This is a genomic window from Pseudomonas sp. MF08817 (genome assembly GCF_059862705.1).
On the sequence record NZ_JCBCUY010000011.1, the window covers coordinates 22,431 to 47,356 of the forward strand.

Genomic DNA, 24,926 nt, shown 5'->3' on the forward strand with positions numbered 1-24,926 from the left:
GACACAGGTGTCTTGCGCCATCCTCAGCTTGTCGTCGCCGAAGCCGCCGTGCCTTGACACATGACGCGGTTCCTGCCGCTCTGCTTCGCTCGGTAAAGAAGCTCATCAGCCTCTTTAAGCGCGGCATGAACATCCTGCTGACTCGGTACCCAACACGAGACGCCCAGTGAGAGCGTGACATGGCCCGCGGGAGGGAACACCGTTTCTGCCATCGAACGCCTGATCCGTTCCGCGACCTCCGTAGCCTCAGCCAGCGTGGCCGATGGCAGCAGCAGGATGAACTCTTCGCCGCCCACGCGACAGGGAACGTCATGGTCGCGACAGTTCTGGCGCAGCAGGCTGGCGAATGCCTGCAACACCTTGTCGCCGGCATCGTGGCCAAACTCATCGTTGACCCGCTTGAAGTGGTCAATATCCATGCTGATAACCGCGAAGCTTTTATCCAGCAGTTCCCAATCGCGCAGGCAATCTTCCAGCACGCGCCGGTTCGCCAACCCCGTCAAGGGGTCGCTCAACGCCTGGTGATTGAGCTTGCCGATGCGATCCTGGGTGAGCAGCCTGCCCATTATCATGGCCCGGCGGATGCGCCACGCCTCGAAATACCAGGCCCGCACCTTGCGGATGTCCTGGATGTTATCCATGTTCTCTGCCAGGTCCGCCAGCCGCTTCAGGGGGTGGCTGATGCGTGCCGCGGCCCACCAGAGCAGGAAAATACCCACCAGGCTCATCGGGATAACCCTCAATACCACTTGGTACATCAGCTCGCGCAACGCGGCGGCCGGGACGCTCATGGGCTGTTGCGAGACCACGCCCCACCCGCTTTTAGGCACCGCCGCATAACCGGCGAGCATCTCCACGCCCTTGGAGTCGACAATGTGCGCGGCGCTACTTTCACCCCGGAGCACGGCATCGATGGCGGGGTTGGCGCCCACGACCTCGCCAATCCTGCTCGCGTCCGGGTGAAACAGCAGGTGACGCTTATCGTCCACCAGATACACCTGGGAATTGTCCCATTGGAAATGTCGGCTCGCGACCTCGCTGAGGGCATTGGCCTCACGCAGGTAAATGGTCCCGCCGACCAGCCCCAGGTACTCCCCGCCTGGCCCCCAGATTGGCTGGGAGATAAACACGATCAAATTGCCGGCGAGGGAATTGAAGGCCGGGCTAATCATGCCTTGCCTGCGGGTCAGCGCTTCCTTGAAACGGATGGTTTGGCCTTTGACATTGAGCAATTTTGGAAAGGCGGCCAACACCTCGCCCTGGGCGTTAGCGACGACCGTCGTATTGAAGCTTTGATCCTGTTCGATCAGCCGCCGCACTTCCTCGCTGCGAATCGTTTCGGATGAGAACTGTTGGCCTAAAACCTTGGCGCTGTAATTCAACCGGTCGAGGTCGGCGCCCAGGTTTTGGCCAATGGACAGGGCCACCTTGGCCGCATAAGCCCGGTTGGCTTCCAGGGAGTTACGAACCAGAGCCTCGCGCTGGATGCGGTAGGTGGCGTAGAGGTCATTGAACAGGGTGACAAAACTGGCCAGTAACGAGAACAGTAGGATCAGGGTGCGCAAATTGCACTTAGGGACGGGCCGGGACGACATTTGGGGCATTTCCAATAGAGCGCAAGAAATAGCGGCCCAAGTAATCTCTGGCTCGCAGGTAGGGTGACGAAAACACCGGCCCGACAAAGGCGCCTCCCTGGGTGATGGCTAACCTGCATCCCTGCGCAAGCTATTTTATGTGAGAACGCATGTGGCAGATAGCCATTATTTTCTAAGGTGACGCCCAGCGTTCCAGGCCGTTGTACATCGCCATTCCCGCCATCATCGCCAGGACGAAGAGCAGGATTTGCCAGTGGCCGCTCAATAGCAGCGCTATCGCTGGCCCGGGGCAGATACCGGCGATGCCCCAGCCGATGCCAAAGACGAGGCTGCCGCCGATCAAACGCCGATCAAGGGTTCGTGCCAAAGGCATGCGCATCGGTGAACCCAGCAGCGATCGGGTTTGCCGGGCACTCCATTGCAGCGGCACCAGGGCCGCCCCGATCGCGCCGACCATGACCAGCCCAAGGGAGGGATCCCACGGCCCCGCCAGGTTCAAAAAACCGAGCACCTTGGCCGGGTTGATCATGCCCGACAGCAGCAACCCCAGGCCGAACAGAACCCCGGCACACAACGCCATCAACCCACGCATGCTCAGGCTCCTATCCAGTGACGGGTAATGAACACCACGGCGAAACCGGCGCCCATAAAACACAGCGTCGCGGCAAAGGAGCGTTTGGACAGGCGCGCCAACCCGCACACGCCATGGCCACTTGTACAGCCTGAGGCATAGCGGGTTCCCACGCCCACCAGCAAGCCGGCCAGCAACAGCCCGGCCCAACCGCTTTGAAACTGCACCAGTGGGCGCCCGGCGATGCTCCACCACAGCGCGGCCGACAGCATCAAGCCAAGGAGAAACAGTGCTTTTTCGCCGCGCCCTTCGCCCCGCTTTTCCAGCACGGCACCCAGCAGCCCACTGATGCCGGCGATGCGGCCATTCATCATGGCGAACAGGCTGGCGCCAAGCCCAATCAACGCGCCCCCCGCCAGTGACGTCCAGGGGGTGAAGCTGGCCCAATCGATCATCATTGAGGCTCCTGCGCACAAAACAGTTGGTACAGCGTATTGATAACCGCCAAAGCGGCCGGGCTGTCGATGCGATAAAAAATGTGCTTGCCCTCACGCCGCGTGGCCACCAGCCCTTCACGCCTCAAAACCCCCAGTTGCTGGGACAGGGTCGGTTGCTGGATATCAAGCAAACGCTCCAGCTCGCTGACGCTGCGCTCACCCTCGCTCAACTGGCATAACAACAGCAGCCGCTCGGGATTGCCCAGGGCCTTGAGCAGTTGCCCCGCGGCTTCGGCATTGCTGCGCAGTTGCTGTATATCCATGGCCAAGCCCTCGATTCCATCACCTTGGCGGCGATCCTAATACAAAAACACATTATATGAAAATAAATAATGATTGATCGTTACAGCCCCTCAGATCCATCGCCCCTGTCCCGAATCATTTGGACGATCTTCAGACTCCATTAAGAATCGCCTCCAATACTGCCCCCAACACATTCCTTGGGAGGCACCGTCCAATGCCCGATTTTGACTGGAACATCCCTCTGCCCTTGCACCTGGGCCAGGCAGAGGCTTCACCCCTGAGCCTGGCCAGCGCCATGCCGGGCGACAGCCTGCGGCCTGTCTACGAAGCGTTTATCCGGCAGCGTTTTCACAAAGCCCATGGCGCGCAGATCCAGCACTTCATGCCGCACCTGTTCGGTGTCAGCAGCCCATCGGATGGGCTGTGTGCCGTGGCCGGCGTACGCCTGGCCGGCACCGAGGCGTTGTTTTTGGAGCGCTACCTGGACGCCCCCATAGAACAGCTCATCAGCGCCGCAGACGGGCAGCCGGTCGGCCGCCAGTCCATTGTGGAAGTCGGCAACCTCGCCGCCGCCGATACCGGTAGCGCGCGCCTGAGCATCATCGCAATCACGTATCTGCTGGCGATGGGAGGCCTGGAGTGGGTCGCGTTCACCGGCAGCATTGGCCTGGTGAACAGTTTTCTACGCCTGGGCCTCAAGCCCATCACCCTCTGTGCCGCCGACCCGATGCGTCTGGGCGATGAGCGCCACGCCTGGGGCAGCTACTACGAGAGCCAGCCACAGGTGCATGTTGGCAATATCCGCGCCGGTTTTGCGCACTTGCGCAGCACTGGCCTGTTCAACCGCCTCGGCTTGCCGACCGCCACCGCGCAGGCCTCTCATGTCGCTTGAACTGGAACGCTTCAAACAGGTGCTGCGCAACCATGCCGAGCACCGGCCCAACACGACGGCACTGTGGGGCGATGACTTGAAACTGGACTACGCCACCCTGTACGCCGAAGTCATCTCGCGCCAACAGCAGTTACGCGCGCAGCAGGCCAACGTGGTCGCACTGGCGCTGGACAATGGCGTGGACGCGCTGCTTTGGGACCTCGCGCTACTGTTCGAGGGGCTGACGTGCCTGCCCCTGCCGCCCTTTTTCAGCCCCGCCCAACGCAGCCATTGCCTGCACCAAAGCCAGGCCGATACGGTGATCGGCGAACCGGCACTCGATGCCGAACTGCAGGCTGCGGGCTACGTCAACCTTGGCGGGTTGTGGCGCAAGCATCGCGCCGGCCCCGGGCAGGTCCCCGCCGGCACGGCAAAGCTGACGTTCACCTCTGGCACCACCGGCACGCCCAAGGGCGTGTGCCTAAGCGCCCACAGCCTGCTGCGTGTGGTGCGTGAGCTGGAACAGGCCAGCCAACCCACCGCACCCCAGCATCACCTGACCCTGCTGCCACTGGCCATCCTCCTGGAAAACCTCGGTTGCTACGCAGCGCTGCTGGCCGGCGCCACGGTGAGCGTGCCCGGCCTCAAAACCCTGGGCATCCAGGGCGCCAGTGGCGTCGATGTGCCTCGCCTGCTCGGTGTCCTGGCCGCCCGCGCACCGCACAGCATGATCCTGGTGCCGCAGTTGCTGTTGCTGCTGGTCAGCGCCGCCGAACAAAACGCCTTCAACCCTCGCTCGTTGCGTTTTGTCGCGGTCGGTGGCGCGCGGGTATCCACGCAACTCCTGGCCCGTGCCCAGCAAGTCGGCCTGCCGGTATATGAAGGCTACGGTTTGTCGGAGTGCGCATCCGTGGTTTGCCTGAATCGACCCCAGGCTTGCCGGCCCGGCAGCGTCGGGCGGCCATTACCGCACCTGCAAGTCAAACTGGCCGAAGACGGTGAAGTGCTCATCAAGGGTTCGGCGCTGCTCGGCTACCTGGGCCAGCCTCCCCATACCGACGAATGGTGGCCCAGTGGCGATCTTGGCGAGTTCGACGCCGAGGGTTTTCTCTACCTCAAAGGGCGCAAGAAGCACCAGTTCGTCACCAGTTTCGGGCGCAACGTCAACCCCGAGTGGGTCGAGGCCGAACTGACTCAGGGCCGCCATATCGCGCAAGCCTTCGTCTACGGCGAAGCCATGCCCCACAACCACGCCCTGCTCTGGCCCCATCGTCCCGATTGCAGCGATGCCCAGATGGACGCCGCCGTGGCTCGGGCCAATCAGGGGTTACCCGATTACGCCCAAGTCCACCGCTGGACGCGCCTGGATCAACCGTTCACCGCAAGCAACGGCCTGCTCACTGCCAATGGGCGGCCACGCCGCGACGCCATCGTGGCGCGTTACCACGCCCAACTCACTTGTTTGACCCTCAACGAGGAATTTCCATCATGAGTTTTTTTGAAACCCTGCAAGAAGCCACCCACCACGAACGCCATGAGCTGTTCAACCTGCCCATCATCCGCGACGCCCTGGAGGGCAAGGTCAGCCTGCACAGCTATCGGGCGTTTCTGGCCCAGGCCTACTACCACGTGCGTCATACCGTCCCGTTGATGATGGCCTGTGGCGCGCGCCTGCCCTCGCACCTGGAATGGCTGCGCAAAGCGGTATGCGACTACATCGAGGACGAATACGGCCATGAGCAATGGATCCTCGATGACATCGTCGTGTGCGGCGGTGACCGCAATGCCGTGCGCTATGGCCGCCCGTCACTGCCGATCGAGCTGATGGTCAGCTTCCTTTACGACCTCATCGCCCGGGACAACCCCGTGGGCCTGTTTGGCATGGTCAATGTGCTCGAAGGCACCAGTATCGCCCTGGCCACCCACGCGGCAGGCAGCATCGCCAAACACCTGGATTTGCCGCCCACCGCGTTCAGCTACCTCAGCTCCCATGGCTCGTTGGATATCGAGCATATGCAGACCTACCGCCGCCTGATGGACAGGCTCGAGGACCCGGATGACCAGGCCGCCGTGATCCATGCCAGCAAAGTGGTGTACCGGTTGTACGCCGATATGTTCCGTGGCCTGCCGCACGATGGGGAGCACCACCATGCGCCTGTGTGAAGCCCGAGTCATCCTGACCGGCGCCAGCGGCGGCATCGGTGTGGCCATTGCCGCCGCCCTGTGTGCCAGTGGTGCCCGCGTGCTGGCGGTGGCGCGGCGCGGGGAAGCGCTGGCGCCGTTGATCGAGCAGTACCCACAGCACTTGTGCTGGGTCAGCGCCGACCTGACCCAGCTTACCGATCGACGCAAGGTACTGAGCGCGGCCCAGGCCGTTGGCGGCATCAACCTGCTGATTAACGCCGCTGGGGTCAACCATTTCGCCATGCTCGAACAGCTGGAGGACAGCGAGATCAACACCCTGCTGGCGGTGAACGTCAGCGCCCCGATCTGCCTCACCCGGCTCCTGCTGCCGCTGCTCAAAGAGGCCGATAGCGCCATGGTGGTCAATGTCGGTTCCACCTATGGCTCCATCGGCTATCCCGGCTACGCCACCTACTGCGCCACCAAATTCGCCCTGCGCGGGTTTTCCGAGGCGTTGCGCCGAGAGCTGGCCGATACCCGGGTCAATGTGCTCTATGTCGCCCCGCGCGCCACTCGTACCAGCATGAACGGCGCGGCGGCCCGGGCTTTGAACGAAGCCCTCAAAGCCAATGTCGACGACCCGCACACCGTGGCCAACGCCGTGATCCATGCCATCAGCGGTGATCGTCGCGAACTGTACCTGGGCTGGCCGGAACGGTTCTTTGTGCGCCTAAACAGTTTGCTACCCCAGTTGGTGGACCGCGGCTTGCGCAAGCAATTGCCGCTCATCCGCCACCTGAGCCATAAAACCGACCCTGAGAACCTCAAGCCATGAAAAAACGTGTCGCGTGTTTACTGCTGGGGGCGCTGAGCCAGGGCGCTTGGGCCCTGGACAGCGCCTGTCAACAGCGCCTGGACAACATCCAGCAACGCTGGGCACACATCCAATACCAATTGCCCGCCGAGCAGCGAGCCCAGGCCTTCGAGCAACTGTCCGACCAAGCCTTGGCATTTACCCAGGAGCGCCAGTGCGCCGCGCCAGCGTGGATCTGGTCGGGCATTGTTCGCAGTAGCTGGGCCGGCGCCCAGGGCGGCTTGGGCGCGCTGAGCAAAGTCAAGGCGGCCAGGGCCGACCTGGAGCACGCTCTGGCCTTGGACCCAAAAGCCCTGCAAGGTTCGGCTTACACCAGCCTGGGCGCGCTGTACGACCGCGTACCCGGTTGGCCCATCGGTTTTGGGGACGCCGACAAAGCCGAGCAGTTGCTCAAGCAAGCGTTGCAACTCAACCCCGATGGCATCGACAGCCTGTACTTCTGGGGCGATCACCTCTACCGTCAAAAGCGCTACAGCGAGGCCAAGGCGGCCCTACTCAAGGCGTTGCAGGCAGCGCCACGCCCCGGCCGGGAAACCGCCGACAACGGGCGGCGCAAGGAGATCGAGGCGTTGCTGATGGACGTCAACGCAAAACTCAACTGACGGGAGCTGCTGTGCGCGTATTACTGATCGAAGACGACGTAGCCCTGGGCGAAGGCCTGCATCAGGCCCTGGGGCGCGAGGGCTACACCGTTGACTGGCTCAAGGACGGCAGCAGCGCCCTGCACGCGCTGCTCAGTGAAACCTTCGACCTGGCGGTGCTCGACCTCGGCTTGCCACGCATGGGCGGCTTGGAGGTACTGCGCCGCTTGCGCCAGAGCGGTTCCAACTTACCGGTGCTGATCCTCACCGCCCGCGATGCGACCGATGACCGCATCGCCGGGCTGGATGCCGGCGCCGATGATTACCTGATAAAACCCTTTGACCTCGCCGAGCTCAAAGCCCGCCTACGGGCGCTGCTGCGGCGCAGTGCCGGGCGAGCACGGGTGCTCATCGAACATCGGGGCATCAGCCTGGACCCCAGCACCCAGCAGGTCACCTACCAGGGTGAGGCCGTGGTCCTGACCCCCAAGGAATATCAACTGCTGTACGAATTACTGTCGCCGCCAGGGCGGGTAATGACCCGCGAGCGCTTGATGCAACTGCTGTATGGCTGGAATGAAGAGGCGCAAAGCAACACCTTGGAAGTGCACATCCACAACCTGCGCAAAAAATTCGCCAGTGATCTGATCCGCACTGTGCGCGGTGTTGGCTACTTGGTGGAGGAGCGCCCGTGACCTCCATTCGGCGCCGCACCCTGACGCTGATGATTGGCCTGATGCTCACCGGCCTGTTGATCCTCAGCGTGTTCAACCTGCACGACAGCAATCACGAAATCGCCGAAGTGTATGACGCCCAATTGGCGCAGAACGCCCGTTTGCTGCAAGGGGTGATGCGCATGCCGCTGGCCGGCAAGGAGCACGCCGAACTGTATCAGGCGTTCAATAAAGCGCTGAGCGAGGCGGCGCCCAAGGTCAACGGCCACCCCTACGAGAGCAAAATCGCCTTCCAGGTCTGGAACCTGCAAGGCGAAGTCCTCGTGCATACCGCCAGCGCCCCCACCTTCACTTCGCCCCCGGCGACAGCGGGCTTCAGCGACATTGTGGATTTACACCAGCGCCAATGGCGCGCATTCATGCTGCAAGACAGCAGCAACAACCTGCGCATCTGGGTCGGTGAGCGTGAGGATGTGCGCTCGGACCTGGTGGGCCGGATCGTGCGCCATACCCTGTGGCCCAACATACTCGGCAGCCTGATTCTGGCGGCGATGGTCTGGCTGGCCATCGGCTGGGGCCTCAAGCCCCTGGAGGATATGGCGGCCACCTTGCGCGCCCGTCACTCGGGTTCGTTGGAGCCATTGCACCTGATGCCCTTGCCGACAGAACTTGAACCCATGCAAGCGGCCCTGAACCGGATGCTCGCGCAAATCCAGGAAGTGCTGGGCCGCGAGCATCGCTTCATCGCTGACGCGGCCCATGAGATGCGCACGCCACTGGCGGTGCTGAGGGTTCATGCGCAGAACCTTTTGGAAGCAGGCACCGAGCAAGAACGCCGCGAGTCATTGCAGCACCTAATCAGTGGCGTGGATCGTACCAGTCGCCTGGTCAACCAATTACTGACCATGGCCCGCCTCGAACCACAAGCCGCGAGTGCCACCTCCCTGCCCTGCATCGACCTTAAGGCCTCCATACGCGACAGCCTGGTGCAAATGACCCCTTGGCTGTTGAGCAAAGGGTTGGAGCTGGAGTTCGAGGCCCAGGACGGCACCTATCTGACCCACGTCGATGCAGCCGCCATCGACATCGCACTGAACAACCTGCTGACCAACGCCGCCAACTTCTCGCCTGAACAAGGGGTGGTCACCGTCACGCTCAAGCAGGACAACGACCACTTTGAACTTACGGTCGAGGACCAGGGACCGGGCATCGATGAATCGAAAAGCGAACGCTTGTTCGAGCGGTTTTATAGCCGGGGCAATGACGAAGGCGCGGGCTTGGGGCTGACGATAGTGCAGGCCATTGCCGACCGCATGGGGGGCCAGGTCACGTTGGAAAACCGCTCTGGCACGGGCCTGCGCGCGACCCTGGCCTTTCCTCGGGCCTAGATCGAGCTTAATGGCGCCGGGCGTTTATTTACCCGGCGGCCATTAAAAAACATTAGGTAAGTTAGCTAGCTACACAATAATTAGTCCTGATCGTTACCCGCTTACTTAAACGACCAAAGGTACTCGAAGAAGAAAATGTAAAAATTTACTTCACGGCGTTTTCACATCTCGCTTACTATGATTTCAATGTGCCATGTATGTTGGCTACCTAAAGCGAGGGGAACATATGACTGGGGTGATGGCGTCAATCGACAGTCGTACACAACTGGTAGGCCAGAACCGCCTGGAACTCCTGCTTTTCCGGTTTAATGCGAATCAGTTATATGGAATCAATGTATTCAAAGTTCGCGAAGTTATTCGTTGCCCTCGCCTGTCCATACTACCTAAGTCGAACCCCAACATATGTGGCGTAGCCAATATACGGGGAACTTCGATACCGATCATGGACTTGGCCATGGCCACCGGGTTACCGGGCGTAGAACACCCTGAATCGGCGTTCGTCATCATTACCGAGTACAACACCCGTACCCAGGGCTTTTTGGTGTATGCGGTAGAACATATCGTTAACTTGAACTGGGAGGATATCCATCCGCCACCCAAGGGCAGTGGCGACGACAACTACCTAACGGCGGTGACCCGCTGCGGCGATCAATTGGTCGAGATCATCGATGTCGAAAAAGTGCTGGCCCAGATATCCCCTACCAGCGAAGAAATTTCAGAAGGCGTGGTCAATACCGCCGTGACCGAACTGGCGCGCACACTGCGGGTGCTGACCGTGGACGATTCATCGGTGGCCCGTAAGCAGGTCACCCGTTGCCTGGAAACCGTCGGGGTTGAGGTCGTCGCATTAAATGATGGTCGACAGGCTCTGAACTACCTGCGGGCGATGCTGGATGAGGGGCGCAAACCCGAAGAAGAGTTTCTGATGATGATCTCGGACATCGAAATGCCCGAAATGGACGGTTACACGCTCACCGCAGAGATTCGCAGCGACCCGCGCATGGCGGGTTTGCACATCGTCTTGCACACCTCGCTGTCGGGCAGCTTCAACCAATCGATGGTCAAGAAAGTGGGGGCCAGCGACTTTCTCGCCAAGTTCCGCCCCGACGATCTGGCCGGCCGGGTCGTTGCCCGCATCCGCGAAACCACTCAGCCGTAAATACTCAACTTCAATTGAAACCAAGGACGTTTTAAAGGGGAACAGGGACGCGAACACACCGGGGGTGTGCCATGTTGAAACTCAAAGAGCTCAGTGACCCATGCCAAGGGATACCCAAGGGTGAACGGTGCGACTCGTGTTCCGAATCGCCCTATTGGCAGGGCCAACAGCGCCCTACCCCTGAATCGAGCACCGCTGCGGGCGAGGCGCCTGAGCCGTGCCACATAGCGCCGGTAACACTGGAAGAAGAGTTGGCCACGGCCAAAAAGCTCTATGTGCAATCGCGCTCGGCCATGCTGGAAATGTTCAGCCATGCGCGCATGGGCCGCGCGATAACGGTAGATAAAGCAGACACCTTGGTCGATGACATACGCCAGTCCATTGCCCGTCATCCCAATGCGTTCATCAGCCTGGTGCGGCTCAAAAACGCCAATGAATACACCTACATGCATTGCGTTGCGGTCTGCGCCCTGATGATTGCCGTGGCCCAACAACTGGAACTTTCCCCAGAACTGGTGCACCAGGCCGGCCTCGCTGGCTTGCTGCACGACGTGGGCAAGTTGGCGGTTTCCGCCACATTGCTGAACAAACCCGGCAAGTTGACGGCCGATGAATTCGCCATCATTCGTCAGCATCCCGAGTTAGGCGCACAACTGTTGCGTACCTCGGTTCCTGTGTGCGAGTTGGTGCTGGACGTGTGCCTGCATCATCACGAAAAGGTCGATGGTTCCGGCTATCCCGATCAATTGGCCGGTGAGCAGATCAGCCTGTTCGCGCGCATTGCAGCCGTTTGCGATGTGTATGACGCAGTCACCTCGGACCGCCCCTACAACGAAGCCTGGGACCCTGCCATCGCCCTGCAAAAAATGTCGGAATGGAAGCATCACTTTGACACCGTGGTATTTCAGGCGTTTGTAAAGTCGGTGGGTATTTACCCCGTAGGTTCGCTGGTTCGTTTGGGCAGCGGGCTGATTGGCGTGGTCACCGAACAAGTTCCGGGGTTGTTGTTGGCACCCAAAGTCAAAGTGTTTTTCTCAACCCACCTGAATGCCTACATCACCCCGACAATCATCAACATCAGCGAGCATCCGCAGACTGAAAAAATCGTCGAGCGCGTGTTGGCAAAACAATATGGCTTCATCAATACCCAAGCGCTCTGGCACGGCGATTGCGCCAAGTTATGAGCCCTTGCAATAAATAGCGGTATCGCACTCTGACTGGCCAGAGGGCGTAAACAGCAAACGATTTGATAAGCATTCGCCGTGTCGTGCAAAAAAATAAGATGCCGCCCTTTAAGTTGGGCGAAAGAATAGTGGGCAGGGGGTTATATGAAATTTAAGTCATTACAAGCACGCATTTGCGTGACCGCAGGTATATGCCTGTTTGTCTCCTCGGCCAGCCTGGTGATTTACGGGTTGTTCAGCACGCGGGCCAATGAGCAATATGTCTCCGCCGAAGTTGCAAAATTAGTTGAACAATCAACTATCCGAGAAATTCAAAACTTGGCTGAATCCCGCGCCAACGCTATTCAGGCCAAGTTGCAAAATGCCCTGGATGCGGCACGGACCATGGCCAACACCTTTGCTGCGAGTAAAACCCCACAAAGCCCCTTGGCCATGGGCCGCGAGCAAATCAACAACGTGCTGCTCAGCGTGCTCAAGGACAACCCGGACTTCAACGGCACCTATTCATGCTGGGAGCCAGAGGCGTTGGATGGCCAAGATGGGGCCTCTCGCAACGCCTCGGATGGCAGCAACCCGACCACCGGGCGCTTCACGCCTTACTGGACGCGCAGTGCCGGCAACCACATCGCGGTGCAGCCACTGGTGGAATACGACTCCCCCGACCGCCACCCCAACGGCGTGCCCAAGGGCGGTTGGTACAGCGGGCCACGTACCACCCTCAAGGAAAGCGTGCTCGACCCGATCCCATATATCGTCCAAGGCAAGCAGGTGTGGCTCACCACCCTCTCGGTGCCGATCGTGGCCGATGGCAAGTTCTATGGCGTGGTCGGGGCTGATTTCGATATTGCCTTCATCCAGAAGCTCAGCGAGCAAATGTCTGCCGACCTTTACGGTGGCAAGGGGTCGGTGTCGATCCTGAGTAACCAGGGGCTGGTGGTGGCGGACAGTCAGCGTACCGACCTGATCGGCCAGCCCATCAAGGCGCTGTTGCCGCAATCCTGGGAAAAAGTGCTCGGCAATATCCAAAGCGGGCGCGGCGACAGCCTGCTCAACCCCCAGACCCAAGACATTGAAGTGCTGATGCCCATCCAGTTGGGGCGCACCGGCAAGCCCTGGGCGGTGATGATTCGTTTGCCCAAAGCGGTGGTCATGGCCCAAGCCATTGCCCTGGAACATGAGCTGCAACAGCGCAGCTTGCACAACAGCATCTGGCAGGTGTGCGTAGGGTTGGCCATTTCGTTGCTGGCCCTGGTGGCCCTGTGGTTTGCCGCGGCCAAAATCGTCGGCCCGATCCGCGAAGCCGCGGCGTTGGCGGCCAGCATCAGCCTGGGGGATTTCTCCCGGCGCCTGGTCCAGCAATCGGAGGACGAAGTCGGCCAACTGTCCCTGGCCCTCAACGACATGTCTGAAAGCCTGCAACGCCAAGTGCGCGTAGCCGAGCGCATTTCCGAAGGCGACCTGGATCTGCAAGTGCAGTTATCGTCACCCCAGGACACCCTCGGCAAAGCCTTGGAGAAAATGGTCAGCAACCTCAACAACCTGATGACCCAGGTGCAGCTCAGCGCCACTCAGATCACCGGCAGTTCGGCCCAGGTGACCGACCTGAGCCAGTCGTTGTCGGACGGTGCGTCCAACTCGGCCTCTTCCATCACCCAGATCAGCGCCGTGATGACGCAAATGGCGGCCCAGACCACCGATAACGCGGCCAATGCCAAGAAAGCCGATGAGCAATCCCTCGCCTCGCGGGCCGATGCCGGGGAAAGCGACAAACTGATGAGCGAGTTGATCGCCGCCATGGCCGAGATCGACAACGCGGGCAAGGACATCACCGCCATCATCACCACCATCGACAACATCGCTGCGCAAACCAACCTCCTGGCCCTGAACGCCGCCATCGAGGCCGCCCGGGCCGGCGAGTTGGGCCGCGGCTTTGCCGTGGTGGCCGACGAAGTCCGCAGCCTGGCCGCCCGCAGCGCCGAAGCCGCACAGCAAACCGCCGCACTGATCGCCGACTCTTCGACCAAGACCCAACGGGGCATGATTATCGCGGGCCGCACCGCCGAGTCGCTCAAAAGCATCGTCAGCGGCACCAGTTCGGTCTCCAGCCTGGTGTCGCTGATCTACCAGGCATCCAGCGAGCAGGCATCAGGGTTGCAACAGGCAAGCATCGGCCTGGAGCAAATCGATGCGGTGACCCAGCAGAACCAGGCCAACTCACAAGATTGCGCGGTAGCGGCGCGGGACCTTTCGGCGCGGGCGGCCTTGATGCAACAGGAACTGAGCCGCTTCAAGGTTAAAAAAACCTAGGATGGCGCGTTTGCGGTTGCTCTTGAGAGTCGTCACCCATACAGCAAGGTGAAATCATGCCTAGGTTTACCGACTTTAAAATCAGCTACACCTATTGCGGGCAGCAGTGCACCCTCAATATCGCCGCCCCCGAAATGCACGAGGCCGATGCCTGGAAGTACCTGGCCGACAGCCTGGGGCTTTGCTACATCGATGCGCAGGGTTACACCATGCTCTGCCACGCCGTGAGGAACATGGTGGAGGCCCATGGCGTCAGCGATGTTCAAGTGCAAGCGTTGGCGCCTCACGAAACACCCCTACCCTCGGGGGCCCTGGTCCATTAGCCGTTCCCCCGGCGCCCTGGAGCCCTGATTAATCAGGGCTCTTTCATGTGCAGGCAAAGGTTCAACGCAGCTTCAGCGGGTCCACCAGTTGCGCCGCAATGGCCATGCCCACCAGGTCGGGCAAGGTGTTGGCCTGCATGCGCTTCATCACCCGCGAGCGATAAAGGTCGACGGTCTTGGCGCTGACCCCCAACTGCTCGGCAATTTCCCGGGTGGTGTAGCCCTGCACCAGGGGTAGCAACACATCCCGTTCACGGGGGGTCAGGGTGAGCAAGCGTGCCCGCAAGGCGTCGTGGCCCAGGCTGCCCGAACGGCTGGCGGCGCTATGGCTGAGGGCCTGTTGCACGCTGTCGAGCAGCAACTGCTCGTTGTAGGGTTTTTCAATGAAGTCATGGGCGCCGGCCTTGAACGCACGCACCACGATCGGCACATCGGCGTGGCCGCTGACAAAAATGATCGGCAGGTCGAGTTCGCGCACGCGCATTTCTTCCTGCACGTTCAACCCGCCCATGCCGGGCATGCGTACATCGAGCAGCACGCAAGCCTCGAGGCTGGCATCGCAGGCCTCGAGAAACGCCACGCCACTGGTAAAGGGCAAGGCCTTGAGGCCCACCGACTCCAGCAGCCAGACCGTTGAATCGAGCATGCCTGGGTCATCATCGACCACATACACCACGTGTTCCGCGACACCCGCCATTGCATTATTCCTGTTGTTGTTTTGTGGGGCCGGCAAGCGGCAAGCGACAGCCCATCGTGAGCCCGACCGGTTCGCGCCGGGCCTGCAGTTGCCCGCCGAAGCCTTCGATGATGCTGCGGCTCATGGACAACCCAAGCCCCAGGCCATCGGCCTTGCTGGTATAGAACGGGGTAAACATCTGCTCCAGTTCAGCTTCGCTCACGCCCGGGCCCTGGTCGCGTACATGGATTTCCACGGCAGCGGCGCCGCCCTGCCCTGCGCTCAGCACGATCGACGAGGGTTGGCCGGGGTGTTGTTCGCGATTGGCGTCGATGGCATTGCGCAGCAGGTTGAGCAGGACCTGCTCCAGCAGCACCCGGTCGGCATAAACCGGCGGCAGATTATCGGGCAGCCGGTCCTCGATTGTCACTTGCCACGTGCCCGCCTCCCAGGCGCACAAACGCACGGCTTCGCGGGCCACCTCGGCGAAGTCCAGGGCCTGGGTGCGCCGCTGCCCCTTGCGTAAAAAGGCCCGCAGGCGCCGGATCACTTGCGAGGCGTGCGTGGCCTGATGGGTGATGCGCTCCAGGCCCTGGGCCACCCGAGCGGCGGCCTGGGGGTTGGAGTCCAGCGTCTGTAAATAGCGCTGGCTGGCATTGGCATAGTTGACCACGGCCGCCAGGGGTTGATTGATCTCATGAGCGATGCCGGAGGCCAGTTCACCCAGGGTTACCAGGCGCGCCGTGTGCGCCAGTTCGTCCTGATGGCGGCGCTGTTGCGCTTCGCGCAATTCCCGTTCGGTCATGTCCCGCGCCACCAGGGAGTAGTAGCGTTCGCCCCCCGCCGAGCGGTGCGCCAGCAGCACCAGCGACACCGCCACAGAAGCGCCCGGGCCCAGGGGTTGCAGCCGCGCATCGCTGCTCCACACCCCATCGCGCTCGGCACCGCTCCAACCGTCGCGTTGTAGCCGCGCCAGGTCGGCGCTGGCGAACAACTGCGCCAGGGTGGGCATGGGTTGTTGCTCGTCGATGCCCAGCACCCGCCGCGCCGCGGGGTTGAGGTAGGTGACCTGGCCCTCGGGGTCGATGAACAGCACCGGGTCGGTGTTGGCCTCGACCACCGCCGCCAGGCGTCGCTTGTTCTCTTCGGCCTGCACCCGGGCGGTCACGTCGCGGGACACGCTGACCACCTCGACCACCGCTCCGGTGTAGGTTTCACGGATCGCCCGGCAAGCGGTCTCGAACCACAGGTAATGCCCCTGCCGATGGCGGATGCGGTACGTCATCGTGTGGTAACCCTCCTGCTCCAACGCATCGCGGGCGCTGTGGACCAGGCTGGCCAGGTCCTGGCCATGGAACAAGCCCTGGGCCATTTGCCCGCGCAACTCTTCGGGCCAGTAGCCGAGCAACGTCCAGGAGGCCGGCGAAGCATCGAGAAAGCAGCCTTGGGGGGTGTGCCGGGAAATCAGGTCCGTGGTGTTCTCAATGATGAGCCGGTACAGCCGCCGCGCCTTGGCGGCTTCGCGTTCGGCCAACACTTGCGTGGTGGCGTCGCGGCAACGGGCAAGCACGCGGTTGTCTTGAGGGGCGGGGATGAACGTCCAGATCAGGATGCGGCCGTGGAACGGGGCTTCGACCTCTTCGATGGCCCGCTGCTGGTCCAGGCACGCATGCACCAGCATCCGATGGTTGATCGGTAGAAAGTCCAGCGCCTCGCTCAGCGGTTGCTCCGCCAGTAGCGCCAACAAGGCCGCATTGAACTCCTGGGGCCGACCTTGCGCGTCGAGCAGCAGGCTCGGCTGCGGGTCGTGCCCCAGCAGCGGCGACCCGCGCAGCATGTCGTTGACGCTGTGGAGCAAGGTCGCCAGCCAGTCCTGCACCCCGCCCAGCCAGGCGCCATCGACGCCTTCGCGCAAGTGCACCAGCAGCAACCCGTCCTGGCCCGGTTGCAAGGCCAAGTCCATGACCTGGCCATGGCTGATGGCGGCGCGGCGCAAGCGGCCGGCCAACCAGCAATCGAGTTGCCGGACTTGGTCCAGGTCCAAACGCCCGGCCTCAAGCAAGCGCTCGAACAACACGTGGTCGCTGGCCTGCGAGGGATCACCCTGGCCCGGCGGAAAATGCTGGGCGGCGCCTTCATGGCTGTAGATCCCGGCCTGGGGTTGCCAGCTCAAATACACCGCGCGGCGCACTTGCGGGCGATCCTGCAACGCACGGCACAAGGCATCGGCCCGCGCAGCCAACGGCACGCCCTCACGCTGCAGGCGCAACCAGCTGTGCAATCGAACGGGGGTCAGGGTCATTACGGGTCCGCTTCGTGGGGGGCGCCAAGGATATATCGGCCCTGGCGCGCTGGCTGCAAGCATTTGGCCTCAGACGAGCCGCATATAGCACATATACTATACGCCATAGGTTGTACTTCCATATCAAGAGGCGCTTGTTATATAAAGCACCCCGGATATCAACGGTGGCCACGGCAACGATGCTCAAGCGCCACCGAATAGAGCTAACAATCAGCCATCGAGTACCCGCATATGTCCATCTATGAACAAGGGCTAAGCCCTTCGGTTGTCAATCATATCGCCTTGTCTCCGCTCAGCTTCCTGGAGCGTACCGCCAGCGTTTACCCCAACTACCCCGCCGTGATCCACGGTTCGATCCGCCGCTCCTGGGCACAAACCTACGAGCGCTGCCGCCGCCTGGCGTCGGCGTTGGCCGGGCGCGGCATCGGCAAGAACGACACCGTGGCCTTGATGCTGCCCAACATTCCCGAAATGCTTGAAGCTCATTTTGGCGTGCCGATGATCGGTGCCGTGCTCAACCCACTCAACGTGCGCCTGGATGCCGAAGCCATCGCCTTCATGCTGCAGCACGGCGAAGCCAAGGTGCTTATCACCGACCGGGAATTCCACGACGTGATCCACGCCGCCATTGGCATGCTCGATCACCCGCCGCTGGTCATCGACGTCAACGACCCGGAGTACGGTGAGGGCCAGGCTGTCAGTGACCTGGACTACGAAGCGCTGCTGGCAGAAGGCGACCCGGCGTTCGCCTGGCAATGGCCACTCGACGAGTGGCAAGCCATCTCGCTGAACTACACCTCGGGCACCACCGGCAACCCCAAAGGCGTGGTCTATCACCACCGCGGCGCCTACCTCAATGCCCTGGGCAACCAGATGACCTGGGCCATGGGTAATCACCCGGTGTACCTCTGGACCCTGCCGATGTTCCACTGCAACGGCTGGTGCTACCCCTGGACAATCACCGCTCTGGCCGGGGTGCATGTGTTCCTGCGGCGGGTCGACCCGCAAAAAATTCTTACCCTGATCCGCGAACACCAGGTCACGCACCTGTGTGGTGCCCCGATCGTGCTCAATGCCCTGGTGAACATGCCGGAATCGGCAAAAGCGGCCATCGACCACCCAGTCAGCGCCATGGTGGCCGGCGCGGCGCCACCGGCCAAGGTCATTGGTGCCGTGGAAGAGATGGGCATCAAGGTGACCCACGTCTATGGCCTGACCGAGACGTATGGCCCCGTGACCCTCTGTGCCTGGCATGCCGAATGGGATGCGCTGCCGTTGCACGAGCGCGCCCAGATCAAATCCCGCCAGGGGGTGCGCTACCCCACGCTGGAAGGCGTGATGGTCGGCGACTCCAAGACCCTGGAGCCAACCCCTCGCGACGGCCAGACCATCGGCGAAGTGTTCATGCGCGGCAATACGGTGATGAAGGGCTACCTCAAGAACCCCACGGCCACCGCCGAGGCTTTCGAGGGTGGCTGGTTCCACACCGGCGACCTGGCGGTGTGCCACCCCGATGGCTATGTCGAGATCAAGGACCGCCTCAAAGACATCATCATTTCCGGTGGCGAGAACATTTCCACCATCGAGCTCGAAGGCGTGCTTTACCGCCACCCCGGCGTGATGGAAGCCGCCGTGGTCGCCCGCCCTGATGAAAAGTGGGGCGAAACGCCGTGCGCCTTCATCACCCTCAAGGCCGATCATCAGGATGTTCGCGAAGCCGACATCCTCCATTTCTGCCGCGAGCACCTGGCGGGTTTCAAAGTCCCGCGCACGGTGGTGTTCACCCAGTTGCCCAAAACCTCCACCGGCAAGATCCAGAAGTACATGCTGCGCGACTGGGCCAAGGCCCTGTAACCCGCCCCCTCTGTCAACTGGCCGGCGGCGGCATCTGCCCCGCCGCTGCCACCGCACAACCGTTCTGTCGAGGTTCACCTATGCCCCCGTTCAACGCCCCTCTGCGCGACCTGCGCTTCGTCCTCCATGAAGTCTTCGACGCCCCGGCCCTGTGGGCGCGCCTGCCGGCCCTGGCCGAGAACATCGATGCGGGTATCGCCGACGCCATCCTGGAAGAGGCGGGTAAAGTCACTTCGCACCTGATCGCGCCCCTGAACCGTAGCGGCGACGAAGAAGGCGCCCAATGGCAGGAAGGCCAAGTCACCACCCCCATCGGTTTCAAGCAAGCCTATGCCACGTACATCGAAGGTGGCTGGGTGGGCCTGTCGGGGAACACCCAATACGGCGGCATGGGCATGCCCAAGATGCTTGCCGTGCAGTTTGAAGAAATGCTCTACGCCGCCAACTCCAGCTTCGCCTTGTACTCGGCCTTGAGCTCAGGTGCCTGCCTGGCCCTGGACGCCCACGCCAGCGAGACGTTGAAAAACCTCTACCTGCCGCCCATGTACGAAGGCCGCTGGGCCGGTTCCATGTGCCTGACCGAAGCCCATGCCGGCACCGACCTGGGGCTTATCCGCAGCCGCGCCGAGCCCCGCGCCGACGGCAGTTTCAGCATCACCGGCAGCAAGATCTTCATCACCGGCGGCGATCATGACCTGACGGAAAACATCGTGCACCTGGTGCTGGCCAAGCTGCCCGACGCCCCGCCCGGGCCCAAAGGCATCTCGCTGTTCGTGGTGCCCAAGGTTCTGGTCAATGCCGACGGAACCCTGGGCCAGCCCAACGCGGTGAGCTGCGGTTCCATCGAGCACAAGATGGGTATCAAGGCGTCCGCCACCTGTGTGATGAACTTCGACGGCGCCAGTGGCTGGCTGGTGGGCGAAGCCAACAAAGGCTTGGCGGCGATGTTCACCATGATGAACTACGAACGCCTGTCCATCGGCATTCAAGGCATTGGCTGCGCCGAAGCCTCCTATCAAAGCGCCGTGGCCTACGCCCGCGAGCGCCTGCAAAGCCGCGCGCCGAGCGGCGCCGTCGCGGCCGATAAGGTGGCCGATCCGATCATCGTGCACCCCGATGTTCGGCGCATGTTGCTCACCATGAAGGCCATGACCGAGGGCGGGCGCGCCTTCGCCAGCTATGTCGGGCAACAACTGGACCTGGCGAAATTCTCCGACGATGCCCAGGAGCGCGATATCGCCCAGGGCCAGGTCGCGCTGCTGACACCCATCGCCAAGGCGTTTTTCACCGACACCGGCCTGGACAGCTGCATCCACGGCCAGCAAGTGTTCGGTGGCCATGGCTACATCCGCGAATGGGGCCAGGAACAATTGGTGCGCGACGTGCGCATCGCGCAAATCTACGAAGGCACCAACGGCATCCAGGCGCTGGACCTGCTGGGGCGCAAGGTGCTGCCTGACAACGGCGCCGCGTTGCGCCAGTTCACCGCGCAAATCCGTCAGTTCGCCCAGCAACCCAACGCCCCCTATGCCGCGCAGTTGCTCGACGCGGTACAGCGCCTGGAGGACCTGAGCGGCTGGTTGCACACCCAGGCCGCGAGCAACCGCAACGAAGTCGGCGCGGCGTCGGTGGAGTACCTGCACCTGTTCGGGTATGTCGCTTACGCCTGGCTGTGGGCGCGCATGGCGCAGGTCGCCGAGCAGAAGCTGGCCCAAGACCCAGGCTTTTATGGCGCCAAAGTCGCCACCGCGAACTTCTACATCCAGCGCCTGCTGCCGCGCATCTTGAGCCTGGAGCAATCCATTCGTGCCGGCAGCGCCTCACTGTTCGGCCTGGACGCCGCGCAGTTTTGAGAGCGCAGCCGCAGGCGGGCTACGTCAATCGTAGCCCTAGGCCGCGTGATGACCGCGCAAAAATAGGCGTCAAAGCGCGGATCACAATCGTTCAGTGTCGTTACATCCGGTAGTGACACTGGCCTAAGCCAGGCTTTTGGCTGTGCTAGCGTGCCCGCGTTATCACTCAGACAGAGGCCCGACCATGCCCCATTCCACAGAAAAAGGCGCCGCCGTTTATTCCCCTTTGATGCTCAAACTCTATGACGCATGGGTACTGGGCCTGTCCAACCGGTTTGCCTGGCGCTGCCCTACACCCACGGTGCTCCTACCTTTCTTCAGGCAGCACATGGGCCCGCGGCATCTGGACGTGGGTGTCGGCACCGGTTACTACCTGCGCCACGCCGCATCCAGCGCGCAGGGGCCTCTCACTTTGCTGGACCTGAACGCCAACAGCCTGCACGCCGCCAGTCATCGACTGGGGCGCGCAGACACGCGGTTGATTCAGCACGATGTAATGACGCCATTGCCTCCCCAGCCCGAGGGGGCCTTCGATTCGATTTCCCTCTTTTACCTGCTGCATTGCTTGCCCGGCACCCTGATGGACAAGGGGGTGGTGTTCCAACACCTCAAGACGCACCTTGCGCCTGACGGCGTGATCTATGGTGCGACCATCTTGGGCGACAGCACGAACCATAACGCCCTGGGCCGAAAACTGATGGCGCTGTACAACCGCAAGGGCATCTTCGGCAATCGCAATGACACCCAGCAGGCGCTTGAGCAGCAACTGTGCTTGCACTTTCGTGAGGTGCAGGTCGTGCTTTGCGGCAAGGTGGCGTTGTTTCAGGCGCGCGGTGCGCAGGGGTGAGCAGCCCTACCCCAGCAACTGGCTGAGCACCGCGCGTAATTTGCCGGGCTTGACCGGTTTGTTGAGCAGCGGCGCACCAAGTTTTTTCAGGGCGCGGCGGCACGGGTCGCTGCGGTCGGCGGTGACGATGACCGCCGGGATGCGCAGGCCAAAGTGCTCGCGCAGGTGGCGCACCACGTCACAGCCGACGATGCCGTGATCCAGGTGGAAATCGGCAAGGATCAGTTCCGGCGCCCGTTCGTTCAGGGCCAGCAGCGCCGCCACTTCATCGGTGGCGGTCACTACCTCGCAGCCCCATTGCTCCAGCAGCGCGCTCATGCTCTGCAGGATGCTGACTTCATTGTCCAACACCAGCAAACGCCGCCCCGGCAGTGGGTTGCCGGTGCCTGCCTGGGGCGCGGCCAGGTTTAGGGCCATGGGTACTTCGCGGGAGATGGGCACATCGATGCTGAACATCGAGCCGCGCCCCGGCCAGGAGCGCACCCGCACCCGGTAGTCGAGGATCTTGGCGATACGCTCGACGATGGCCAGGCCCAGGCCCACGCCCTTGCGGTCGGCGGCGCGGCCGACGTCGAGTTGGTTGAACTCCAGGAAGATCGACTGCAAACGCTCGGCCTCGATGCCGCGCCCGGTGTCCCAGACCTCCACCCGCAACACATCGCCCCGGCGCCGGGCGCCCAACAGGATGGTGCCGTGTTCAGTGTAACGGCAGGCATTGCTGAGAAAGTTGCGCAGGATGCGGGTCATCAGGCGCAGGTCGGTAAGGATGGCGAAGTCGCCGACCCGGCCACGCAGCTCCAGGCCCGAGGCCTGGGCCACGGACTGGAACTCCGAGAGCAGCGGCGCGAGCAGTTCATCGAGGCGATACAGGGCGATATCCGGCTTGACCGCCGCTTGATCGAGTTTGGAGATGTCCAGCAGATCGGTGAGCAGGTCTTCGGCACCTTCCAACGCCTGATGGGTGCGCTCCACCAGTGTGTGCTCCGCCTCCGGCAGCGCCCGTTCGCGCAAAGTGGCAATCAGCAAACGCGCGGCGTTGAGGGGTTGCAGCAGGTCGTGGCTGGCAGCGGCGAGGTATTTGTCCTTGCTGCGGTTGGCCGCTTGGGCGGCGTCGCGGGCATCGCGCAGGGCCCGTTCGATCTGCTCGCGGCGTTCGATCTGCTGTTGCAGGTTGCGGTTGGCTTCGAGCAACTCATCGGTGCGCGCCGTGACCCGTTGCTCCAGCTCATCGTTGAGCTGCTGCAAACGCTGCTGGGCCAGTTTGCGATCGGTGATGTCGGTGACGAAGCCTTCCACCAGGCCATCCTGGTCGGGCTTGAGCAACAGGTTCATCAGCACGTCGAGCTGGCTACCGTCCTTGCGCCGCAACTGGGTTTCGTAGCCCAGCAGGCTGCGTTGCAGTTGCAGACGCGCGCCGATGGCCTGCAACTCCTCGGCACCGCCGACAAACAGGTGGCTGGCCAGGTCGGTCAGGGAAAACAGCACGTCCTGGGGCGTCTCGTAGCCGAGCATCCAGGCCAGGGCCGGGTTGGCGGCGCGCATGCCGTCTTGCAGGCTGGCCTGGAAGATCCCATGTACCGCATGCTCGAACAGCCATTTATAGCGGTTGCGTTCGGTTTCCAGGTCATCGAGGCGTGCCGCCAGTTCCGGGTAGTGGCTCTTGCGCGCCGAATGGCTGCCCAGGCCCAGCAGCCCGGCCAGGGCCCGTTGCTGTTCCTCAGAGGGCTTCGCCATAGACGACCTCGACGTCACGCTGGCTCGATTCGCGCGGGTTGGTGAGGATGCACGGGTCGTGCATGGCGTGCTGGGACAGGAACGGAATGTCGGCGGTGCGCACGCCATGCAGGCCCAGGGTTTCGTGAAAGCCAATGGAATGCTTGAGGGCAATCAGGTGCTCCACCAGGCGCGCACAAACCTGCCGGTGGTTGAGGCCACGGCAGTCGATGCCGAAGGTCTGGGCAATGACCTTGAAACGATCCGGCGCCGAGTTGTAATTGAACGCCACCACATGCTCCACCAGCACCGCATTGCACAAGCCATGGGGCAGGTCCAGAAAGCCCCCCAGGCTATGGGACATGGCGTGCACTGCGCCAAGGATCGCATTGGAAAACGCCAACCCGGCCTGCATGCTGCCGAGCATGATCTTCTCGCGCAGTTCGATATCCGTGGGGTTGGCGATCATCTGCACCAAATTGCCGTTAATCAGGCGCATGGCCTCCAGCGCATGGGGGTCGGTGAGCGGGCCGTGGCCGGTGGAGACGAACGCCTCGATGGCGTGCACCAACGCATCGATGCCGGTACAGGCGGCCAGGAACGGGTCCATGCTCAGGGTGGTTTGCGGGTCGATCAGCGACACATCGGGCACCACGGCCTTGCTGACGATGGAGAACTTCATGCGCTCCTGCTGGTTGGAGATGATGACGAACTGCGAGACGTCCGCCGACGTGCCAGCGGTGGTCGGGATCAGGATCAGCGGCGGGCTCGGCACGCGGATGGTGTCCACGCCTTCGAACTCAAGGATGCTGCGCCCGTGGGCGACCACAATGCCGATGGCCTTGCCGCAATCCATCGGGCTGCCTCCGCCCACGGCGACGATCACGTCGCAATGGTTCTCGCGGTAGGTTTCGGCGCCCAGCATCACCTCCTCCACCCGTGGGTTGGGCGATACCGCGCTGTACAGGCAATAGTCGATGCCCTGGGCTTGCAGGCTGGCCTCGACATCCGCGACCCAGCCGGCGGCGATCACGCCCGGGTCGCTGACCACCAGCACCTTGCGTGCGCCGAAGGTTTTGGCGTAGTTGCCTACGTTATGCCGGCAACCGGCGCCGAAGATGATTTCAGGGGAAACGAACTTACGCAGTTGGCTGAGGTGCTGGCTCATGGAAAGCCTTTTTATTGTTTTGAAGATACCGGCCAGCCTAAAGCATCTTGTTACGAATGCAATCAGACCAAAGGGTTGGGCTGCGCGGCCCCGTGTGGCCGGTGTGGCTGCTCTGTGGGAGC

Annotated in this window: 22 protein-coding genes; 14 read left to right on the plus strand and 8 right to left on the minus strand. The window is 62.2% G+C overall.

Annotation, left to right across the window (positions count from 1 at the left end; genetic code table 11):
* Window positions 1-23: 23 nt before the first annotated feature.
* The 4 genes from AC19YR_RS08700 to AC19YR_RS08715 form a co-directional block, all read right to left on the minus strand.
* Window positions 24-1,565 carry a diguanylate cyclase gene (locus AC19YR_RS08700; protein WP_500598011.1) on the minus strand — a complete coding sequence of 514 codons (1,542 nt, stop codon included), beginning with the start codon at window positions 1,563-1,565 and terminating at the stop codon, window positions 24-26.
* 202 nt (window positions 1,566-1,767) lie between these two features.
* Window positions 1,768-2,187 carry a DUF6691 family protein gene (locus AC19YR_RS08705; RefSeq protein WP_500598013.1) on the minus strand — a complete coding sequence of 140 codons (420 nt, stop codon included), beginning with the start codon at window positions 2,185-2,187 and terminating at the stop codon, window positions 1,768-1,770.
* A gap of 2 nt (window positions 2,188-2,189) precedes the next feature.
* The gene (locus AC19YR_RS08710; protein WP_500598014.1) at window positions 2,190-2,624 is read right to left on the minus strand and encodes a YeeE/YedE family protein; all 435 of its coding nucleotides are present in this window, start codon (window positions 2,622-2,624) and stop codon (window positions 2,190-2,192) included.
* Complete coding sequence (locus AC19YR_RS08715) at window positions 2,621-2,926, minus strand: ArsR/SmtB family transcription factor (RefSeq protein WP_095108390.1); 306 nt, start codon at window positions 2,924-2,926, stop codon at window positions 2,621-2,623. Before AC19YR_RS08715 ends, AC19YR_RS08710 begins: the two co-directional genes overlap by 4 nt.
* A 194-nt stretch (window positions 2,927-3,120) precedes the next feature.
* On the opposite strand from AC19YR_RS08715, the gene AC19YR_RS08720 reads away from it, so the two are divergent.
* The 11 genes from AC19YR_RS08720 (at window position 3,121) to AC19YR_RS08770 (ending at window position 14,391) form a co-directional block, all read left to right on the plus strand.
* The gene (locus tag AC19YR_RS08720) at window positions 3,121-3,798 is read left to right on the plus strand and encodes a thermostable hemolysin (protein WP_500598016.1); all 678 of its coding nucleotides are present in this window, start codon (window positions 3,121-3,123) and stop codon (window positions 3,796-3,798) included.
* Entirely contained in the window at window positions 3,788-5,269 is a 1,482-nt protein-coding gene (locus AC19YR_RS08725; protein ID WP_500598018.1) for an AMP-binding protein, read from the plus strand. Before AC19YR_RS08720 ends, AC19YR_RS08725 begins: the two co-directional genes overlap by 11 nt.
* Window positions 5,266-5,940: an iron-containing redox enzyme family protein gene (locus AC19YR_RS08730; RefSeq protein WP_095108393.1), complete on the plus strand. Its 675-nt coding sequence runs from the start codon at window positions 5,266-5,268 to the stop codon at window positions 5,938-5,940. Before AC19YR_RS08725 ends, AC19YR_RS08730 begins: the two co-directional genes overlap by 4 nt.
* A complete protein-coding gene (locus AC19YR_RS08735; RefSeq protein ID WP_095108394.1) occupies window positions 5,927-6,736 on the plus strand; it encodes an SDR family oxidoreductase in 810 nt (269 codons plus the stop codon). The genes AC19YR_RS08730 and AC19YR_RS08735 overlap by 14 nt, the downstream gene beginning before the upstream one ends.
* On the plus strand, window positions 6,733-7,377 hold the full coding sequence (locus AC19YR_RS08740; protein ID WP_500598019.1) for a tetratricopeptide repeat protein: 645 nt from the start codon (window positions 6,733-6,735) through the stop codon (window positions 7,375-7,377). The genes AC19YR_RS08735 and AC19YR_RS08740 overlap by 4 nt, the downstream gene beginning before the upstream one ends.
* An 11-nt stretch (window positions 7,378-7,388) precedes the next feature.
* On the plus strand, window positions 7,389-8,051 hold the full coding sequence (locus tag AC19YR_RS08745; RefSeq protein ID WP_095108396.1) for a response regulator: 663 nt from the start codon (window positions 7,389-7,391) through the stop codon (window positions 8,049-8,051).
* Window positions 8,048-9,418 (plus strand): sensor histidine kinase, encoded by a 1,371-nt coding sequence (locus tag AC19YR_RS08750; protein ID WP_500598021.1) that lies wholly within the window; start codon window positions 8,048-8,050, stop codon window positions 9,416-9,418. The genes AC19YR_RS08745 and AC19YR_RS08750 overlap by 4 nt, the downstream gene beginning before the upstream one ends.
* Window positions 9,419-9,644: 226 nt before the next feature.
* Window positions 9,645-10,577 (plus strand): chemotaxis protein CheV, encoded by a 933-nt coding sequence (locus AC19YR_RS08755; RefSeq protein WP_095108398.1) that lies wholly within the window; start codon window positions 9,645-9,647, stop codon window positions 10,575-10,577.
* A gap of 71 nt (window positions 10,578-10,648) precedes the next feature.
* Window positions 10,649-11,761 carry a cyclic di-GMP phosphodiesterase gene (locus tag AC19YR_RS08760; RefSeq protein WP_095108399.1) on the plus strand — a complete coding sequence of 371 codons (1,113 nt, stop codon included), beginning with the start codon at window positions 10,649-10,651 and terminating at the stop codon, window positions 11,759-11,761.
* Window positions 11,762-11,905: 144 nt separating this feature from the next.
* On the plus strand, window positions 11,906-14,068 hold the full coding sequence (locus AC19YR_RS08765) for a methyl-accepting chemotaxis protein (protein ID WP_095108400.1): 2,163 nt from the start codon (window positions 11,906-11,908) through the stop codon (window positions 14,066-14,068).
* Between the two features lie 56 nt (window positions 14,069-14,124).
* On the plus strand, window positions 14,125-14,391 hold the full coding sequence (locus AC19YR_RS08770) for a DUF6555 family protein (RefSeq protein ID WP_095108401.1): 267 nt from the start codon (window positions 14,125-14,127) through the stop codon (window positions 14,389-14,391).
* A gap of 61 nt (window positions 14,392-14,452) precedes the next feature.
* On the opposite strand, the gene AC19YR_RS08775 is transcribed toward AC19YR_RS08770, so the two are convergent.
* Complete coding sequence (locus tag AC19YR_RS08775) at window positions 14,453-15,088, minus strand: response regulator transcription factor (RefSeq protein ID WP_095108402.1); 636 nt, start codon at window positions 15,086-15,088, stop codon at window positions 14,453-14,455.
* A gap of 4 nt (window positions 15,089-15,092) precedes the next feature.
* Window positions 15,093-17,369: a PAS domain-containing sensor histidine kinase gene (locus AC19YR_RS08780; protein WP_500598023.1), complete on the minus strand. Its 2,277-nt coding sequence runs from the start codon at window positions 17,367-17,369 to the stop codon at window positions 15,093-15,095.
* A 231-nt stretch (window positions 17,370-17,600) separates the two neighbouring features.
* Between AC19YR_RS08780 and AC19YR_RS08785 the strand changes: the two genes are divergently transcribed.
* The 3 genes from AC19YR_RS08785 to AC19YR_RS08795 all read left to right on the plus strand — a co-directional run bounded on the left by AC19YR_RS08785 (window position 17,601) and on the right by AC19YR_RS08795 (window position 21,923).
* Window positions 17,601-19,223 (plus strand): acyl-CoA synthetase, encoded by a 1,623-nt coding sequence (locus AC19YR_RS08785; RefSeq protein ID WP_095108404.1) that lies wholly within the window; start codon window positions 17,601-17,603, stop codon window positions 19,221-19,223.
* 80 nt (window positions 19,224-19,303) lie between these two features.
* The gene (locus tag AC19YR_RS08790) at window positions 19,304-21,076 is read left to right on the plus strand and encodes an acyl-CoA dehydrogenase C-terminal domain-containing protein (RefSeq protein ID WP_500598025.1); all 1,773 of its coding nucleotides are present in this window, start codon (window positions 19,304-19,306) and stop codon (window positions 21,074-21,076) included.
* Window positions 21,077-21,260: 184 nt separating this feature from the next.
* Window positions 21,261-21,923, plus strand: a complete 663-nt coding sequence (locus AC19YR_RS08795) for a class I SAM-dependent methyltransferase (protein ID WP_095108406.1) — start codon at window positions 21,261-21,263, stop codon at window positions 21,921-21,923.
* A gap of 6 nt (window positions 21,924-21,929) precedes the next feature.
* Here AC19YR_RS08795 and AC19YR_RS08800 read toward each other — a convergent pair whose 3' ends face one another.
* Together AC19YR_RS08800 and ercA are read right to left on the minus strand one after the other, a co-directional pair.
* Complete coding sequence (locus AC19YR_RS08800) at window positions 21,930-23,657, minus strand: PAS domain-containing hybrid sensor histidine kinase/response regulator (RefSeq protein WP_500598027.1); 1,728 nt, start codon at window positions 23,655-23,657, stop codon at window positions 21,930-21,932.
* The gene (gene ercA, locus AC19YR_RS08805; protein ID WP_095108408.1) at window positions 23,641-24,804 is read right to left on the minus strand and encodes an alcohol dehydrogenase-like regulatory protein ErcA; all 1,164 of its coding nucleotides are present in this window, start codon (window positions 24,802-24,804) and stop codon (window positions 23,641-23,643) included. Before ercA ends, AC19YR_RS08800 begins: the two co-directional genes overlap by 17 nt.
* Window positions 24,805-24,926: the final 122 nt, after the last annotated feature.

Coding starts and splice junctions, on each gene's coding strand:
- AC19YR_RS08720 (WP_500598016.1), top strand. CDS start 3,121: ATGCCCGATTTTGACTGGAACATCCCTCTGCCCTTGCACCTGGGCCAG.
- AC19YR_RS08800 (WP_500598027.1), bottom strand. CDS start 23,657: ATGGCGAAGCCCTCTGAGGAACAGCAACGGGCCCTGGCCGGGCTGCTG.
- AC19YR_RS08755 (WP_095108398.1), top strand. CDS start 9,645: ATGACTGGGGTGATGGCGTCAATCGACAGTCGTACACAACTGGTAGGC.
- AC19YR_RS08710 (WP_500598014.1), bottom strand. CDS start 2,624: ATGATGATCGATTGGGCCAGCTTCACCCCCTGGACGTCACTGGCGGGG.
- AC19YR_RS08725 (WP_500598018.1), top strand. CDS start 3,788: ATGTCGCTTGAACTGGAACGCTTCAAACAGGTGCTGCGCAACCATGCC.
- AC19YR_RS08770 (WP_095108401.1), top strand. CDS start 14,125: ATGCCTAGGTTTACCGACTTTAAAATCAGCTACACCTATTGCGGGCAG.
- AC19YR_RS08780 (WP_500598023.1), bottom strand. CDS start 17,369: ATGACCCTGACCCCCGTTCGATTGCACAGCTGGTTGCGCCTGCAGCGT.
- AC19YR_RS08715 (WP_095108390.1), bottom strand. CDS start 2,926: ATGGATATACAGCAACTGCGCAGCAATGCCGAAGCCGCGGGGCAACTG.
- AC19YR_RS08760 (WP_095108399.1), top strand. CDS start 10,649: ATGTTGAAACTCAAAGAGCTCAGTGACCCATGCCAAGGGATACCCAAG.
- AC19YR_RS08705 (WP_500598013.1), bottom strand. CDS start 2,187: ATGCGTGGGTTGATGGCGTTGTGTGCCGGGGTTCTGTTCGGCCTGGGG.
- ercA (WP_095108408.1), bottom strand. CDS start 24,804: ATGAGCCAGCACCTCAGCCAACTGCGTAAGTTCGTTTCCCCTGAAATC.
- AC19YR_RS08765 (WP_095108400.1), top strand. CDS start 11,906: ATGAAATTTAAGTCATTACAAGCACGCATTTGCGTGACCGCAGGTATA.
- AC19YR_RS08785 (WP_095108404.1), top strand. CDS start 17,601: ATGTCCATCTATGAACAAGGGCTAAGCCCTTCGGTTGTCAATCATATC.
- AC19YR_RS08790 (WP_500598025.1), top strand. CDS start 19,304: ATGCCCCCGTTCAACGCCCCTCTGCGCGACCTGCGCTTCGTCCTCCAT.
- AC19YR_RS08795 (WP_095108406.1), top strand. CDS start 21,261: ATGCCCCATTCCACAGAAAAAGGCGCCGCCGTTTATTCCCCTTTGATG.
- AC19YR_RS08730 (WP_095108393.1), top strand. CDS start 5,266: ATGAGTTTTTTTGAAACCCTGCAAGAAGCCACCCACCACGAACGCCAT.
- AC19YR_RS08740 (WP_500598019.1), top strand. CDS start 6,733: ATGAAAAAACGTGTCGCGTGTTTACTGCTGGGGGCGCTGAGCCAGGGC.
- AC19YR_RS08735 (WP_095108394.1), top strand. CDS start 5,927: ATGCGCCTGTGTGAAGCCCGAGTCATCCTGACCGGCGCCAGCGGCGGC.
- AC19YR_RS08775 (WP_095108402.1), bottom strand. CDS start 15,088: ATGGCGGGTGTCGCGGAACACGTGGTGTATGTGGTCGATGATGACCCA.